The 14,416-nt window shown below is 42.5% G+C and carries 23 protein-coding genes; 2 read left to right on the forward strand and 21 right to left on the reverse strand.

Features of this window, described 5'->3' with window-relative positions:
* The coding region (locus QUB30_RS29085; protein WP_333341047.1) for a hypothetical protein at nt 1-1,255 on the forward strand (1,255 nt) is incomplete at its 5' end.
* Between the two features lie 79 nt (nt 1,256-1,334).
* Nucleotides 1,335-1,586: a hypothetical protein gene (locus QUB30_RS29090; protein ID WP_333341049.1), complete on the forward strand. Its 252-nt coding sequence runs from the start codon at nt 1,335-1,337 to the stop codon at nt 1,584-1,586.
* Between the two features lie 154 nt (nt 1,587-1,740).
* Here the strand turns inward: QUB30_RS29090 and QUB30_RS29095 are convergent, their stop codons facing one another.
* The 21 genes from QUB30_RS29095 to QUB30_RS29195 all read right to left on the reverse strand — a co-directional run bounded on the left by QUB30_RS29095 (nt 1,741) and on the right by QUB30_RS29195 (nt 14,327).
* Complete coding sequence (locus QUB30_RS29095) at nt 1,741-2,007, reverse strand: hypothetical protein (RefSeq protein ID WP_333142246.1); 267 nt, start codon at nt 2,005-2,007, stop codon at nt 1,741-1,743.
* Between the two features lie 41 nt (nt 2,008-2,048).
* Entirely contained in the window at nt 2,049-2,369 is a 321-nt protein-coding gene (locus tag QUB30_RS29100; protein ID WP_333341051.1) for a hypothetical protein, read from the reverse strand.
* A gap of 11 nt (nt 2,370-2,380) precedes the next feature.
* A complete protein-coding gene (locus tag QUB30_RS29105) occupies nt 2,381-2,989 on the reverse strand; it encodes a hypothetical protein (RefSeq protein WP_333341054.1) in 609 nt (202 codons plus the stop codon).
* Between the two features lie 4 nt (nt 2,990-2,993).
* Entirely contained in the window at nt 2,994-3,503 is a 510-nt protein-coding gene (locus QUB30_RS29110; RefSeq protein WP_333341058.1) for a thermonuclease family protein, read from the reverse strand.
* A gap of 58 nt (nt 3,504-3,561) precedes the next feature.
* Nucleotides 3,562-4,545, reverse strand: coding sequence for a hypothetical protein (locus QUB30_RS29115; protein ID WP_333341062.1), 984 nt, complete (start codon nt 4,543-4,545; stop codon nt 3,562-3,564).
* 6 nt (nt 4,546-4,551) lie between these two features.
* Nucleotides 4,552-4,917, reverse strand: a complete 366-nt coding sequence (locus tag QUB30_RS29120) for a hypothetical protein (protein ID WP_333341065.1) — start codon at nt 4,915-4,917, stop codon at nt 4,552-4,554.
* An 87-nt stretch (nt 4,918-5,004) separates the two neighbouring features.
* Nucleotides 5,005-5,256: a hypothetical protein gene (locus QUB30_RS29125; protein ID WP_333341068.1), complete on the reverse strand. Its 252-nt coding sequence runs from the start codon at nt 5,254-5,256 to the stop codon at nt 5,005-5,007.
* A gap of 30 nt (nt 5,257-5,286) precedes the next feature.
* Nucleotides 5,287-5,607, reverse strand: a complete 321-nt coding sequence (locus QUB30_RS29130) for a hypothetical protein (RefSeq protein WP_333341071.1) — start codon at nt 5,605-5,607, stop codon at nt 5,287-5,289.
* Between the two features lie 49 nt (nt 5,608-5,656).
* Complete coding sequence (locus tag QUB30_RS29135) at nt 5,657-6,022, reverse strand: hypothetical protein (RefSeq protein WP_333341073.1); 366 nt, start codon at nt 6,020-6,022, stop codon at nt 5,657-5,659.
* A 2-nt stretch (nt 6,023-6,024) separates the two neighbouring features.
* Nucleotides 6,025-6,393 (reverse strand): hypothetical protein, encoded by a 369-nt coding sequence (locus tag QUB30_RS29140; protein ID WP_333341076.1) that lies wholly within the window; start codon nt 6,391-6,393, stop codon nt 6,025-6,027.
* A gap of 39 nt (nt 6,394-6,432) precedes the next feature.
* A complete protein-coding gene (locus tag QUB30_RS29145) occupies nt 6,433-6,984 on the reverse strand; it encodes a hypothetical protein (RefSeq protein ID WP_333341078.1) in 552 nt (183 codons plus the stop codon).
* Nucleotides 6,985-7,090: 106 nt separating this feature from the next.
* Nucleotides 7,091-8,017, reverse strand: a complete 927-nt coding sequence (locus QUB30_RS29150) for a DUF5131 family protein (RefSeq protein ID WP_333341080.1) — start codon at nt 8,015-8,017, stop codon at nt 7,091-7,093.
* A 103-nt stretch (nt 8,018-8,120) separates the two neighbouring features.
* Nucleotides 8,121-8,567, reverse strand: coding sequence for a hypothetical protein (locus QUB30_RS29155; RefSeq protein WP_333341082.1), 447 nt, complete (start codon nt 8,565-8,567; stop codon nt 8,121-8,123).
* Nucleotides 8,568-8,597: 30 nt separating this feature from the next.
* Nucleotides 8,598-9,353: a hypothetical protein gene (locus tag QUB30_RS29160; protein WP_333341085.1), complete on the reverse strand. Its 756-nt coding sequence runs from the start codon at nt 9,351-9,353 to the stop codon at nt 8,598-8,600.
* Nucleotides 9,354-9,538: 185 nt separating this feature from the next.
* Nucleotides 9,539-9,997: a hypothetical protein gene (locus QUB30_RS29165; RefSeq protein WP_333341088.1), complete on the reverse strand. Its 459-nt coding sequence runs from the start codon at nt 9,995-9,997 to the stop codon at nt 9,539-9,541.
* 83 nt (nt 9,998-10,080) lie between these two features.
* Nucleotides 10,081-10,536 carry a hypothetical protein gene (locus QUB30_RS29170; protein WP_333341091.1) on the reverse strand — a complete coding sequence of 152 codons (456 nt, stop codon included), beginning with the start codon at nt 10,534-10,536 and terminating at the stop codon, nt 10,081-10,083.
* A 101-nt stretch (nt 10,537-10,637) separates the two neighbouring features.
* Nucleotides 10,638-11,129, reverse strand: coding sequence for a hypothetical protein (locus QUB30_RS29175; RefSeq protein ID WP_333341094.1), 492 nt, complete (start codon nt 11,127-11,129; stop codon nt 10,638-10,640).
* 115 nt (nt 11,130-11,244) lie between these two features.
* On the reverse strand, nt 11,245-11,490 hold the full coding sequence (locus QUB30_RS29180; RefSeq protein WP_333341097.1) for a hypothetical protein: 246 nt from the start codon (nt 11,488-11,490) through the stop codon (nt 11,245-11,247).
* A 74-nt stretch (nt 11,491-11,564) separates the two neighbouring features.
* Nucleotides 11,565-12,161, reverse strand: a complete 597-nt coding sequence (locus tag QUB30_RS29185; protein ID WP_333341100.1) for an SLOG family protein — start codon at nt 12,159-12,161, stop codon at nt 11,565-11,567.
* A 67-nt stretch (nt 12,162-12,228) separates the two neighbouring features.
* Entirely contained in the window at nt 12,229-12,834 is a 606-nt protein-coding gene (locus QUB30_RS29190; protein WP_333341103.1) for an alpha-ketoglutarate-dependent dioxygenase AlkB, read from the reverse strand.
* A gap of 80 nt (nt 12,835-12,914) precedes the next feature.
* Nucleotides 12,915-14,327 carry a phospholipase D-like domain-containing protein gene (locus tag QUB30_RS29195; protein ID WP_333341106.1) on the reverse strand — a complete coding sequence of 471 codons (1,413 nt, stop codon included), beginning with the start codon at nt 14,325-14,327 and terminating at the stop codon, nt 12,915-12,917.
* Between the last annotated feature and the right edge of the window lie 89 nt (nt 14,328-14,416).

A 14,416-nucleotide genomic window follows, 5' to 3' on the forward strand; every position in this document is an offset into this window, starting at 1 on the left:
TGCACAACTGATGCACAAACCCATCCTAATTTATGGGGATATGGGTAGCTTTAAAAGTTACTTCGCAGCTTTTTTAGCACTGTGCCGGCATTATTTGTATGGTCACAAAATCATCTCGATCGCTGACCCTCACTTCCACCAAAATTATGATGAGTGCTGGAAAACTCTGGTTAAGCTAGGCGTTCCCGGCTACGGTGCAAATCAAAACTTTGAGGAAGTTGGCGCACAACTTAACGCCATGTACGATCGATTCAAAGTCAGAACTCTAAAAGATGATTGGCTGACCTCTATCTTTGATGAAATGACACAATATGGCTTTGAAGAAGGTACGGCGGAACCTGCCAGCAAACTAACCAGAAAAGTTGTTGGCGACCCTCGCAAAGGCAAAGAAGCGCCCATCTTCATTGCTCACAATGATACTAACGCTGCTTTCGGCGGGGGTGAGGGTTTCAGTAAATCTGTCAACTCAGGAGTTATCAAACTTCAATTACGATCGAACAGCAAATATCAGCCACTTTTTAAAGGAACTATTTCGGGTATCAAAGATGAAGAGGGAGAGTGCATCAAAGATTTGCCTATTTCTATTTTGCCGGAATGGATACGTCCTGAATGGGTCTATGAGTTATTTAATGGCTTTACTTCAGAGTCTGACAATCAAGTTATTAGTAATTCAGAAGTTGACCAGAAACCTGATTTAAACCTTAGCTTCCAAAACACAAAAACTGAACTACAATCTGAGACACAACCTGAAGTAGAATCGGACATAAACAAACTAAATCGGGCATTAAATCAGTCAGTATCGTGGGATTATTGGTTAGCCGAATCAACCACTGAAGAACTCGATAGACAAATAGAGTTACACCGATCGCAAGGCATCCAAAACTCGGATAATTTATCAGATAATTCAGCAGATAAGGAAAGTGTAGAATTATCACCTTTGGATAACCTTATAAAAAGAGAGATAACTCCGAAAGCCTTATCCAGAGAGGATTATCCAGTTATCTGGAATGCAAAAGATTTCGCAAGATTACTGCCAAATGAGTCAGAAACAGCAGTTTTTGAGCGCATTCTGGAATTATCCGATAAATATAAAAGTCCAAGTAAACTCATTCAGGTTGGTTTGGGTTTCACCCAAGGGAGGCGGAAGCCAAAAAGTTATTCAGATGTAGGCAAGAGATGCTTTCAATACCTCGTAATGAAACATGGCACACCTTCACTTATTGCTAGATTCAAGGATTACTTGGAAAAGAGCTAAGTCGAATCGATCGTTTATTCGATCGAGAATCAATTTCAACAATCAATCAACCAAAACTAAGAGAGAATTAGGAGACAAAATGCGTAAACCAACACCAGGCGAATCGGTATTTTTGGCAGGAACATTGACAGCATCGGTATTAGCAACAGTCGAAATTATTCCCGATGTTGCCAAAGAATTAGCAGAAGATGCACAGAGAACAGCTCAAGTGTACGCACAGCAAAAGTTGGTACATCCAGTAGATAGTTTTACCGCTGGAGCAATTCTCGGTATAGTAGCTGGTTCAGCAGTAACTCTGAAGGTTATCGCGGAAAAGATGAATAATCCGTAATCCGTAATCCGTAATCCATAACCAAAAAAGAAATCTCATAGTAAAATCATGTTAAGTTGATTTAACTATGAGATTCTGAGTGAGATTTATGAATCAGTTGACGATTTTTCTATTCGGTATTTTGTGCGGATTGATCGGAGTTTTACTGATACTATTACTCTCCCAGCTCATTCACTAATAATTCATGACGCTCTGACCGTAAATAGGGTTGCTGTTGTTGCTGTCGAATTTTGGGAGTCCGAGGTGCTTTATTACTAAAAAATCCCCAGGCAATTAATGCAAAGCCAGCGACTAACTGACCATCTTCATTACTAATTTTGCCAGTCGCCACAAGTAATTCTGCAACACCAGCGATCGTTCCTAAAATACTAGAAATAAGATCTAATTGATCAATAGTAGGCTTTCTAAATCTTAAGTTCATCGTTTTTGATTGAGTTCAAAAGTATCAGTCTTTATCAAGTATCAGTCTTTATCATCGTCAAAATGACTTTCGATCGATTCAATAATAGTGCAGGCAGCGATTTGTAGTTTGTGTTCAATAGCTTCGATTCTGCATTCCAAAGTAATGTCTCGAAGTCTATTTATATCTTGCCAGCGTCGCATTTTGTACCCGGCAGTAATCTGGTCGCTCTCTTGTTTTTTAGTTAAATCATAGGCAAACTGGTCAATTTTACGAATTAAACTATCTTTAATTTGCCGAGAAGCTAACCAGAAAATATAGGTAGAAATGATAGCAACAGTTCCGATCGAAGCAGCAATATAATCCAAAGTTTCTTGTTTCATTTCCCCATAAATTAAAGTTTATTACCTGGAATGATAGTTGTCGTAAAAATATAGTCTCTATCAGCAACATAGCGAGGGTCAGTCAAAAGCCTCTTCATGAAGTCAAAGTGCTCACGTCTTAGCCTGCCAACGAAGCAGCCAGCTCCGGCTGTATGAATATCATTGACTGGATGGTCGAAACCGTGGTGCTGATTGATGCCGAAGTAACCCTCATCGATCGAATCACCGGTTCTCATCATGTCCCTGTTCCAATCCCGGTGCACTTTGACAAGTCCGACCTGGACAAGAGCCTGGTGCGGATCAGAGTAGCCGTGGATTCCGACTTGCCAAGCTCGATACTGCCCAAAGGCAATTCTGGCAGCACCATTGGGGTTCATGGGATTGTCGGTGTAGTAATAGCCTGGTTCCGTCGTTGCTTCCCAAGCAGCTTCGATCGTCGGCAACCCATCCCGAAATACTAAAAGCATTCGGGCATCGTTGAAATGGTTCGGCTCATCAGCGTTAAGCCTTCCGTCCGGGTCCATCCCTTCGACATAAATGATGTTTTTTTCTCCCTGTTTCCGAGCCAAGACATAATTCTTGGCTTCCATATATCTGACAATCTTTTCAGCTAATTTCATCTTTTTAGGCAAGAGTTAATTTTTTGAATTCGTTAGGAAGAATGAAGTCAGGCACCGACCAAACTCCCGCTTTCCTACGGTGAGCGCTGGCAGTTTCAGTAATGATTCCTCGAAGTACAGTCAACTCTCTGGTGTTGTAAGCAAATCGGTTATATGGGAGGAAACTTACCCCCATTCCGCTCTTGCATTGAAGAATCTGGATATTGGTTGCTGCTGAGATTTTTTCAAGATAACAGTCGCATATCCAGCGATCGAACTGGTCTTTCTCGATCGGAATGGCAATAATCGGTTTATTTGCCACCATATTCATCAATGCTGTTTTTGCTGTTTGCGCCCATTCCCAATGTTTAAGAACTCTGGCGTCTGTGCTATTTACTCCCGGTCTTTGAGCTTCAGGAGTATCTATCCAGCGGAGTCGTACTCGTAAATCAGCACCATTAAAATCTAGAGTTAAAGTATCACCATCAAAGATAAATTTTGAAAAACAGTTATATGCAGTCCCTGGAGTAATCATTAGTTAAGCCTCAGAAGTATTTTATCTATTGTAATTTACTTTTAAGGCTCATGAACCGCTATTGGGGATCAACCCAAACAGGTTGAATCCAAAGCCGTTTACTATCTCTCCAGCGCTTACTTTCCCCTGATTTTAACACTCTCCAATGTCCCTGTCTCCAGTGGCTGTACGGAGATAAATGCGTTCGTTTTTCTGCGGAGACTACCGAGAAATTTTTGTAATTTTTACCCAGCCAGCGGGGATATCTGACATTAGAAGAACTCCGATCGAGCACCTGAAATCCCTTGCTTTTAGTTTTGGTTTCAGAGTCAGTTACAGTCGTCAATAATGACGGTGAAAATTCCAAAGTCAACAATACATTGATTACCAAATTTCTGATGCGTTGAAGAAATGCTTTATCTTCAGGTGAGATAATATGTCTGCCAAGATTTTCAGTTTCATCATAAAGCAAAGTACCGTCACTTTTAACCGCAGTTCCTGAAGTCCAAACAGTTTCGAGAGAATCTACAGTGCAAATTTGGAAATACCGATCGTGTTTCAGGTTAAATGGCTGAATTTGAATGCTTCCCCATTTGCCTGAATTCCATTCAGGATGTTCAGAATCGCTACAAGAAATTGTTAGATAATCCACTTCACCGCCGTCCGGTGTGTAAATTAAGCCTTTAGGTATCACTAGCAGAAAAGTAGGTAATGATGGTTGCCAACTTGCAAGGATGCCAGGTTTCTTTAGAGCCTCGGTCTGGTCAAATGCTTCTATCAATTCCTCAGTAAGGCAATAAATAGGAGCATCGCTAATAAACCAGAGAGCTGTACGGTAACTATGGATAAACGCAGAAACATCAACTTTGGCATATTCAACAGTGCAACTTGACAGAGCTACCGAGATAACTCCACTCAAAGTCTGCCAATTAATGTAATTTGGAGGCATTTTGTAAGTTCGATCGTCTCGGATTTTCTTGATTAAAGCTTTATCAACTCCCTCAATAATTTTGAGGCTTCGATTTCTGCTAGGGTTATTTTGGTCAAAAATTATTGGTTTCATGATTTTTCAAATGTTGATGTAGATGATTCTGGTTTTCTCTGCTGGCATCCGTTTCAAGTTAGCTTTAACTCCAAAACTAAGTCCATCGTAGACTGCCAACATATAATCTGCCGATTGACTCATTTCAATATCTTGACGCGGATATCGACCTACATCAATGATTGGATACCCAAAACTTAAACCGCTTCCAGTTTCGTAAAGTTTAACGTTGCGATATTCCAAAATCTTTAGGAATGCTAAAGCTAGTTGATCAAAACCGCGATAGTTCCCGATTAAGATGGTAGCATTTAGCTTGGTGATATTATGAATTCGCGTCCACATTTCCGCGTTCATTTTATCAAGTCTTTCGGTTCCCGTGAGAAATACTTGCATGATGAGGGTATAATTGATTTGGTGTTTTCACTGAGGGAATTGACTGTTACAAGCGCGATGTAACAGTCACTTTTTCTGAGAACTTTTCTAAATTCTTTTGAGAAGCATGGCAATTCGATCGTACCGATCGGCATGGCAACCGCTGTCAAAAATGCCAAAACGCTTGTCAGAGATGTTAATGTCGAATACCGAGATAATGCAGTAGTGGCTGTAATAAGGGAATAATATGGAGCCTAAATATGGCTCAATATATTCCGTTTCAAACAAAGCTTTTGCTGTCAGTTTTTCATACTGGCGCTGGGTATTTTGTCCCAAAAGTTCTAAACTCTGAGTGTTCATTCGTCAACGATTAGCTAAAAGACTCCCACTTTACAGCGAAGCTTCACGACTGTAATAATTAAGTTTTCGGACTTCTGTAAGTTGTTCCTTTGACCACATATTAGCGAGCAGTTGACCTATTTTATCGTAAGTTTTGGGAGACTTAGCAGCTTCAAAATTTTGGGTTCTGTCTGTTAGAGAACAGGTGTTACGGTAATAGCGAAAAAGTCTTTGTAGCTCCGGTTCAATATTTAATCTATCCCAACGTAGTCGGTTAGCTAATCTTACCGCTGGTCGATTGTATTGAATGGCTGAAGGATGGATGAAAGAATCACTGGAATCGTCGATTTTTGTGAGATAGGGTAGTGACATATTACTGTTCCTAGAAATCACTACCCTACAGCGAAGCATTACTTATTGGTTACCCAGCACCACGACTGTAATGATTGATTTTTCTGTCTTCAGTTAGCTGTTCGATCGACCACAACTGAGCCAACCGCCGACCAATCTCATCATATTCTGCGGTGCGAGAGTGGTAAAAGCCATAACCTTTCCCGACATATCCTTCATCACAGCCAAAGGTAAGAAAGATATAGCAGGTGTCGCCATAGGACGGGAAGAGTTCACCTAGTACAGGCTTAATATGTTCTTTTTCCCAGCGAAGTTTAGCAGTCAATTGCTGAAATACTAAATCAACATCAAATCCAGAACCTGAAGATTTAGATTCTTCAGGGTCAGGTTCAGGCTCACGGAACTGGTGATTTTTAGGAAGAATGCGAATTCCCATAATTATTTACCTCGACTGTTGTGATTAATTTTTTTATCTTCGGTTACTTGTTCGAGCGGCCACATTTTTGCCAACCGCCGACCAATTTCATCGTATTTGTCCAAGCAATCTCGATAGATTCCATAGCCTTCTCCTACATACCCTTCATCACAGTTAGGAGTTAGAAAGAGGTAGCAGTAGTCTTTGTAATAAGGAAACAGTTCATTCAACTCAGGCTCAACATTATTGATTTCCCAGGATAGTTTCGCCGTAAATTTCGCGAACATTGATTCCCTTGGCTTTGAATTAGAAGGCTCTGACTCTGACTTAGGTTCTGGATCAGGGTCAGAGTCAGGGAACTTACCATTTTTGTTAGGAATGCGAATCGCCATATTATTTGTCCACAAAACTTACAACTTTACAGCGAAGCACTATTTAGCAGGACTGACATATTTGTGATATTGCTTTTCCTGTCTCCGTTGCCGTTCTCGATCGACATGGCAGGGAACGCAAACACATTCGACTTCTAAATGGTTGATGGCATCGTAGCCCTTGTGGTGGTCATATTCATGGAGTCGTAGCTTGCGGGGCGGTACGCCATCGGGCCCTAAATGACCGCAATCTACACACGGGATATTACGTGCACGCGGTAATTTATTGCGGGAGACTGCGTAGTTTATGCGGTTCCGGGCTTGGCTCTTGTCGCCGTCCCTACCTGGAAGGGGGGGAAAGCCTCGGGTTTTGCGTACTCCGATCGGAATAGGCTCATACCTTTTGCGATCGAAAGCTCGACGACAGCTTCGGCAACGGTTGTCTTTGCCATCACGGGCATTTTTACTTTGATTAAACAAGTTCAGCTTTAGCCACGACTGACAGCCGAAACACCATTTAAGACCAGATTTCAGATTTTCTTGATATTTTTCACCAGAAATTCCAATTTTTCCAGCAGCAATTTTGTGTGCACCAATTTGTGTCAGTACCATATTTTTAGATTTGAAAGATTGTAGGCAGTAGAGTTTCTGAAAACAAAACCTCTGACCTACAACCATCGTTTGATAGGCGTAGGTTAGAGGTTTTTCTCATGCAGGACTAGAGAGAGAGAGAAGAGGGCAACATTTTAAGCTGCGGGACAGGAAACTGACGAAATCTCACATCTTCAGGAAATTCATCGATCGTTCCACCTTTGCGATCCTTGAGCTTAAGTTTTTGGTAAGTGGTAGCAACTCCGTCGATATAGCAGGCAGTCAGAATTGGGTTTGAGCCAAGTTGTTTGACAAATATCGCCACATCTTTAGCCATTTGACATTGGTTGACCATGAATCGAACCCAATCAAGTTGACAGACCCGCGCACCGGGCCCGGATTCACCACCAATAATTACTTGATCGATCGAGTCTAGCCATTCCTTCTCAAGGCTGACCGATTCTAATAAAGGCTCACAGCTTAGAAATCTGACTGCTGCTGGTGTTTCCAACAGATGAGGAATTCGACGGGTAGCTTGTTGATTCTCCACCGTGGTACCGATCCACAGATTTGGAATCGGCCAGACAAATTCCGACTGGGGTAGCTTGAGTTGTCGTCTCAAGTCCTCAACAATTTTTCTGATGGGTTCCTCTGCCGATCGAAAATAGTCCGGCATCCGCTCCGGTCGTTTTGTCAAAATTTGGAAGGTGTGTTGGGAGGCTACCACCATATAAGCAAAAGCTAAATCCAACCAATCATCGCCGACCCAATCCCCGAAGCAGTCAGTCATGGAGAAGGCGAAAACTCTTTCACCTTTCTTCATTTTCACCAACTTTTCCATGATGATTGTTGAGAAAACCAAGTTAGCAGGGACTTGACCTGTGTAGGGCAAACCACTGGCAAAGATGAAGTAGTTGCTTAGATTCATTGCTTCGGCATAGCAATGAGTACATCCTGGGCTGATTTTATGACACCAGTGTCCGCCGTGTTTACCATCAGCTTTTACTAAATGGATGGGATTACAAGTTATGTCGGTCCACTGAATATTGCTCATGTGTTTTTCTCAGTTTGTTTTCATGTGTGTTGTCGCACACTTATTATTAAGCCCGTCTCGCTTGCGTTAATAATAAATGTGCGTGTATATAAGAAGCGCAAAATTAGCTAATTATGGTAATGTCTACGCTATAAACTGCGTTGCCTTCAACAAACTTTTCTGATGTTTGGCTTCGGATTGGCTTATCTGATTTGAGATAGATCGTGCAGTTGCCATCGGCTCCATCCGCGTTCGATCGACTTTGCCAACTCCAAGACACTGTTTCGACTAATTCAGCGGGAGAGGAATCTGTTACCCATTTCCAGTCAGAAGTTTGAAAATGACGTAAAAGATTATTTTCTTCAGCAACAGCTTTTTGAAGAAAATCGATCACGTATTGCTTGAACAGTTTAGTAATGTGCTGTTCATTGCCTGTTGCGTTAGTAGTTACTTTGATTGTTTTCAGCATCAAATTACCTTTGAGAGAAGACCGAGTGGATAGAGTTTGAGTGGAAAGTTGAGTAGGTTGGGTCAGTTCGATCGCCATGAGTAAGGACGATCGAACTAACAAATTCAGAAGATTACTCCCCTGAATTGCAGATTATTTGCCTTTAAGTTGCTTGACAGGCTGTTGTTCAGCTTCAATGATTTCAGCGCCATTGGCAGGTGCAATAGCTAAACCAGAAGATGAACCAGAACCCAAGCACATTGCCTGGTTTTCAATGAGTCGATAATCAACGCAATGAACCAAACCTTTTTGGTCATCTTCAAAAATCATCCGAGCAGCTTTGACGGCAGCTTCTTCAAATGGAGTTGCGATTGGACGAGTAGTGATGGATAAGTAGAAGTAAGGACCATGATTACCCTCACTTTGCACCATCTCAAAGCGGAAAATATTCGCAAAATAAGCGTCAGATGCTTTTCTGAGTGCATATTCACTGTGGTCGCCTTGCATACCTTCAGCAACCCAAGAATTGAATGCTTCTCGCCCAAAACATTCGACTAAGCCTTTCATTTTGTCCTGAGATTGGCGGTGAATGAGGAACGTGCTTAACTCAGAGCATTTTTCATGAAAATGAGTCTTCATTCCCCCGCCTACTGGCAGTCCCCAAATTTCGGTGAATTGCTCATTTTCATAGTGAGGCTTGAAAGACAGCGTTTTCTGTCCGATCGCACAAATTGCCATTTCAACAAACTCACCACGAGTCAATCCCGCTTTCTCGGCTTTGCTGCTGTTCATTCCTTTGGTATCGCCCGTGACAAAGCAGCCGAATTCTTTACTGCAATTGGCGCGATATCGACTAGGAATTAAAGGAAGTCTGAAGGCGAATCCGTCAATGATAATTGGGTTTTGCATGATTGTTTCTGGTTTTGTTTTTGTTTCTGGTCGAGTTTCTGTTTTTGTTTCTGTTTTGTTTCTGCTCGAATTTCTGTTACAAAAAAAGAAACTCAATACCCAAATGCGAAGCATTACGATCACTTTGGGTATGTCTATTAACTTAGCAGTTTGTGATTGGTTAAAACCGATCGCAAACTGCTAAATCAAAGGACGAATTCGTTCAATCTTTCATCATGACAAAAATCTATTTCAGAGTTGAGGATATCGTCAGCAACTTCTAAAGCGTACTTTTCGATATCATTCATTGGATTCCGAGGAAAAGCGTTTAGCATGAAGCCTTTGCCTTGGGCAGTCTTAAATGGCAGAAAATCTAATTCATAGATTTTCCCAGGTTCGATCGGTGGTAAATCACGCTTTAACGTAAGCACAGTTGAAAGTGTTCCGCCCGAATCATTGACAACAAATCCCCAAATTTCATTTACTGGTAAAGAGGCAAGTACCGAATCGAGTGTTAAGGTTCGGCTCTTAATCTTTACGATTGCCATATTCAGCGAAGAAAATTCTTGATCTTGTAAACTAAAGTGACCTTTGACTCGATTTTCTTTGTAGCGGACAAAGGGCTGTACCTGAAAACTGGATTCATTGACTGTGATTGTTGTCATTGTAGAAATACCTGAATTGTCACAAAAGAAATCAACAACCTAAAGCGAAGCATTTTGATGAATACTATCGATTTAGGTTTATTTTAACGCTTTAGGTAATGAACATAAACCGCTAATCCTGGCACTTTATGCTCAGTTTTCTTAATTGCGATTGTCCGCTGTTTCCGTAACGTTTCTAAGTACGGAGAAGTGAGAAGCGCTTCATGTTTTGTTTCTGCTTCTGCAAGCATTTCTTTGATATCGTTGATGTAAGATTCGCTGTTTTCGATGGCGGTTGCATTCGCTCGACACAGTTTATCGTATTCGCGATTGATGTCTTCGTCCAATCGGGTAACGGTAAGGTTTTTGTCATCGTAGCGAGTTCTTAGCTGGATGACGATTTTCGCATTATCGTCGTTGTAGACAACGTTTTTGCGAGACTTTTCAGATTCAATAATCTCGAAAGCTTCGAGAATAGCATCAGGTTCGATCGCATCAGCTTCAACTTTTAATCTTTCAATTTGATTGCGAATTTCAGCAATTTTCTTGAGATGTTGCATGATATACTTCTTGTGTGGAAATACCTGAATCTGAATCTGTAACTAAACTAAAAGCGGTTAATCCTACGCTAACCGCTTTTTTTTTTGTCTGTGCTACTTTGCTACCAGGTTAGAGCATCTGCTGCTGCTTGTTCTGGAGTGCCAGTGAAGTTGTCCTCAAGCGTCGAATTATTATCAAATAATCCAGCTTCATGAGCAGCGCTAATTTCTTCGTAAACAGATTCAACGTCATACTCTCTCAAGTCTGTTGCTTCTTGCAGATCGTCAAACGGCAGATGTCGATCGAAATGCTTGAAATCCTGGTTAATGAACCATTCAGGTTGCATTTCGATTGACTCAAGATGATTCTCAATCCATTTCAGAAAGGCAAACTTAACTTTGTCAGGCGTAAACAAACTGCACTGTAGACAATCTAAAGCCTGAAGCCGATCGACGATTTCATCCAGATTGATAAGTTTGCCGATCGCTTCTAGAAGCATCTGGTCTGATGCTTTCTCAGGAATTAAAGTCTCCACAGTTTCACAATCAAGATTGGAATCTATTGCTAATTGTTGAACAGTTTGTGATAGAGTAGTGAAAGATTGAATGGACATATTTGTTACCTTTGACAGAGTAATAGAGTAGGAATCAGTACCCCCCGGCGAAGCCTTCACGAGGGGTACTTTTGTTTTTGATTTTTGGATTGTTTCTAAACTGTTTCTGTTTCTGCTACTGTTTCTGATGTTGATGTGGGGGATTGGCTAAAGCATAGGAATTGAGAAGATGAAGGAGACTAGCAGCAGCGACAGCAGTGTATTTGGTAGTCTGTGGTCGGTCAGTCTTGTCAATTCGCTTGATTAGATAAGAGCCTTCAGAGATGCGCTCGCAACTGGTAATATCTCCACGTTCGATCGCACCTTTGGCAAGTTTGCTGATCCGATTGTGGAGGTGAGCCATGACTACTTTTTTCTTCATTTTGAGTTTCTGGTTAAGTTTGCGGTTGGCAAGATGTCCCCCTTTATAAGGGGGAGATGTGCGATGAAAAACAGCTAGAAGAGACTTAACTGATGGTGAGCAGGTTCAATGATTACGAACCGAGATTCAGCAGGGATGTACTGATAAATGAGGAGATTGCGATTGCGGGCTATCTTGAAAGTTGAGGCCGTTCCACCGCCAACGCAGTGAGGGTCGCCGGAGAAAACTGCTAGGCAAATATCCGATCGCTTGACCATCCACAAATTCCGAGATTGCATCACACCAGGGCTGTAGGTCTGATAAAGGCATTTCTTTTCTGTGGCTTGCTCCAGCAACTTCTTGTAATGGCTTTGTTGATGTGGTTTCCATAGCTTATGTTGATCAGCGCAAGGAATCACGGCTGTCCATTTGAGTTTACGCCGAACTAAAATCTCTGCTGCAATTTGGTCAGTACCAAGTGCCATGCCACACAAGAATTTAGTCACACCTTGATTCAGTGCCATTGTGATAAGTTTATCGATCGGAATGTTGTAATCGAACCAGCGATGACCCGTAATCATTGCTGTGTTGTATTCTTTCGGCTCAAATGGTTCAGAGAAATTGTACTGAGTCTCGCGATTGAGAGTTCGATCGATACGCTGAAGTAACGCTGGAATATTGCTTGCTGCCATGAGTTGTTTACCTGAAAAAGAATCAACAACTCATGGCGAAGCATGACTTATTTCTTTGACTTATTGCCTAATAAACTTGTCGAATGGTCAAGTTTAATCTGCCGTGGTTCTTGAGTAGATTTGAGGTTTTGGGGATGATTCTTTGGACTCCGTGATAGGCTAAACGGCTTTCACCGTGGAGGATGAGGACATCGCCCGATCGTAAGAGGATGCCGTCGAGTGGATCTTTCCGACTCCGATTGCTGCCGATGACGAAACTGCAATCATCACCGAGAGATATTGAAATGATGCAGGGTTTCAGATTCCGCTCAGTGTTATCTTGATGCAAACCTAACTTACTTTTCCCGGTGGCTGGGTAAAAGTTAATTAGACAGGTTTCGGGATGGTAATCAAACTCACCAACTAATTGAGCCAAACGTTGAGCAATTTCCATCAACTCTGTCGGCATTGGTGCGAACGGCTGATTATTTACTGGATTGATGGATGAATAACGATAGCCTTTGCGATCGGAAATCCAGCCAACTATTCCGCAACTGGTTTGGCTACAGCTAAATTTTTGACCAGTGGGCATGACAGGAATTATTATCCCGCCGTTAGCTTCGACTACATTTCGGATCAACTCAACGAGATTGTATTGTTCACAAACAGAGAAATAGTTTTTGAGGTGCAGCATAGTTTTTAGTTAGAAATCAAATCAACTCATCAACGCGAAGCGTATAAAAAAAAAGTCTCCAGCCCTCGCTGGAGATTTTTCTACTTGCATTGAGTTTTACGCGAATCCATCTTCTGCTTGATGCGCTGTGGCAAACCGAGGATTGCGCCTTCATAAACTCGCTCGAACTCTTGCTCGAAGTGAGCGCCGACCGTGGCACTTTCAATCACCAACAGCGTTTCGTCGTTTGCCCGGTTAGCGGCTTCACTCCAGTTGTGAGAACCGGTGATGACTTTGGAACCATCAACAACACCGAACTTGTGATGCAGTCGATCGCCTACAGGAAGTTTTGGCATCCCGACCGTCGCCAGTGGCTGACTCCAGGGACGGTTTTCGACTTCCAATTTGCAGCCTTCAAGCAAGCTGGCTCCCATCATGTCCATCGCCTCGCTGTAGGGGCGGTAGACGAAACTGGAATCAACCAAAGCTCTGATGCCGACTCCGGTTCGAGATTTGGCTTGAAGTGTGTCTGCCAACTGCTGGGCAGAAAAGACAAACAGCGCCAGATTGACGGACTTGGATGCGGTGGCTAAAGTCCGATCGATTAATCCGTTCGGTGTCTGCTGCCAAGGAGTTTTCGCGGTCGCCGGCGAGAACTGAACTGCGACGATGGCACCGCCGACTTGAACTCTGGCGATCGGACGAATCGACTTCTTCACACCAAACTTGCTGTCTGGCTTTCCTCCGGGCCCGTCGCCCCACATGAGCGAAAACTCCTCACTGAAAACTTTTGCCAGCTCGGGGCTTTGCATTTTCAGCAGATTGTTGGGATTGCCCCGACTTTCGGCGCTCTTGAAATCGCCGTGAATATCGCTGGTAGTGAAATTGGCTGAAGTGACGATGAGAGTTTTGCCATCAATGATGATGAACTTGTGGTGCATCAATCCGCTGCCTTTACTGCCGTCAGCGGTATCGTCAATCATGGGGATTCCTGCTTCACGAACGATCGCAAGAGCATCACCGTTGGAGATTTCCGCATCTGACAGCGAACCATCTTTATTGGTATCTGCCAAATGTACCAATTCAGAATATCGATCGCGCTCACGCTTGGGTAACGCTGCTACCTGTGAGGGAGAAAGAGCAACAGGACGATTGTACAGATTTTCGATGATGACTCGAACTTTGATGCCGGAGCGATGACGATGCGCTAGAGCTTGCGCTATCCGAGGTAAACGTAACTCTTGAACTGCGACATCGACACTTTCGCGAGCACTGTTGATGGAATAGACCATGAGCTGTTCCAAATCATGACCTGGACGAGTGATTTGGCGATAAGGTTCAGTATAGCTAGAAGTCTGAGAGTGATTGAAGTAAACCTGAAGTGATGGATCTTGAGGCAATGCTTTGATGACTGGAGCTGCGGGAAGTTCTTCTGTTGACTTTGGTTTCATGAGCTGACAGGAAGCAAAACCAGCGAGAATTAAAGCTGCTAAACCGAGGATTTTCTTGTTCATGATGAGTAATTTTTTGGTTGATGAGTAATGTTTGTGTGGGTCTAAAAAAAAATCTCTAGCTGGTGCTAGAGATTTTCGTGTACTTCAAC

Source organism: Microcoleus sp. BROC3 (genome assembly GCF_036702515.1).
Classification (GTDB): Bacteria; Cyanobacteriota; Cyanobacteriia; order Cyanobacteriales; family Microcoleaceae; genus Microcoleus.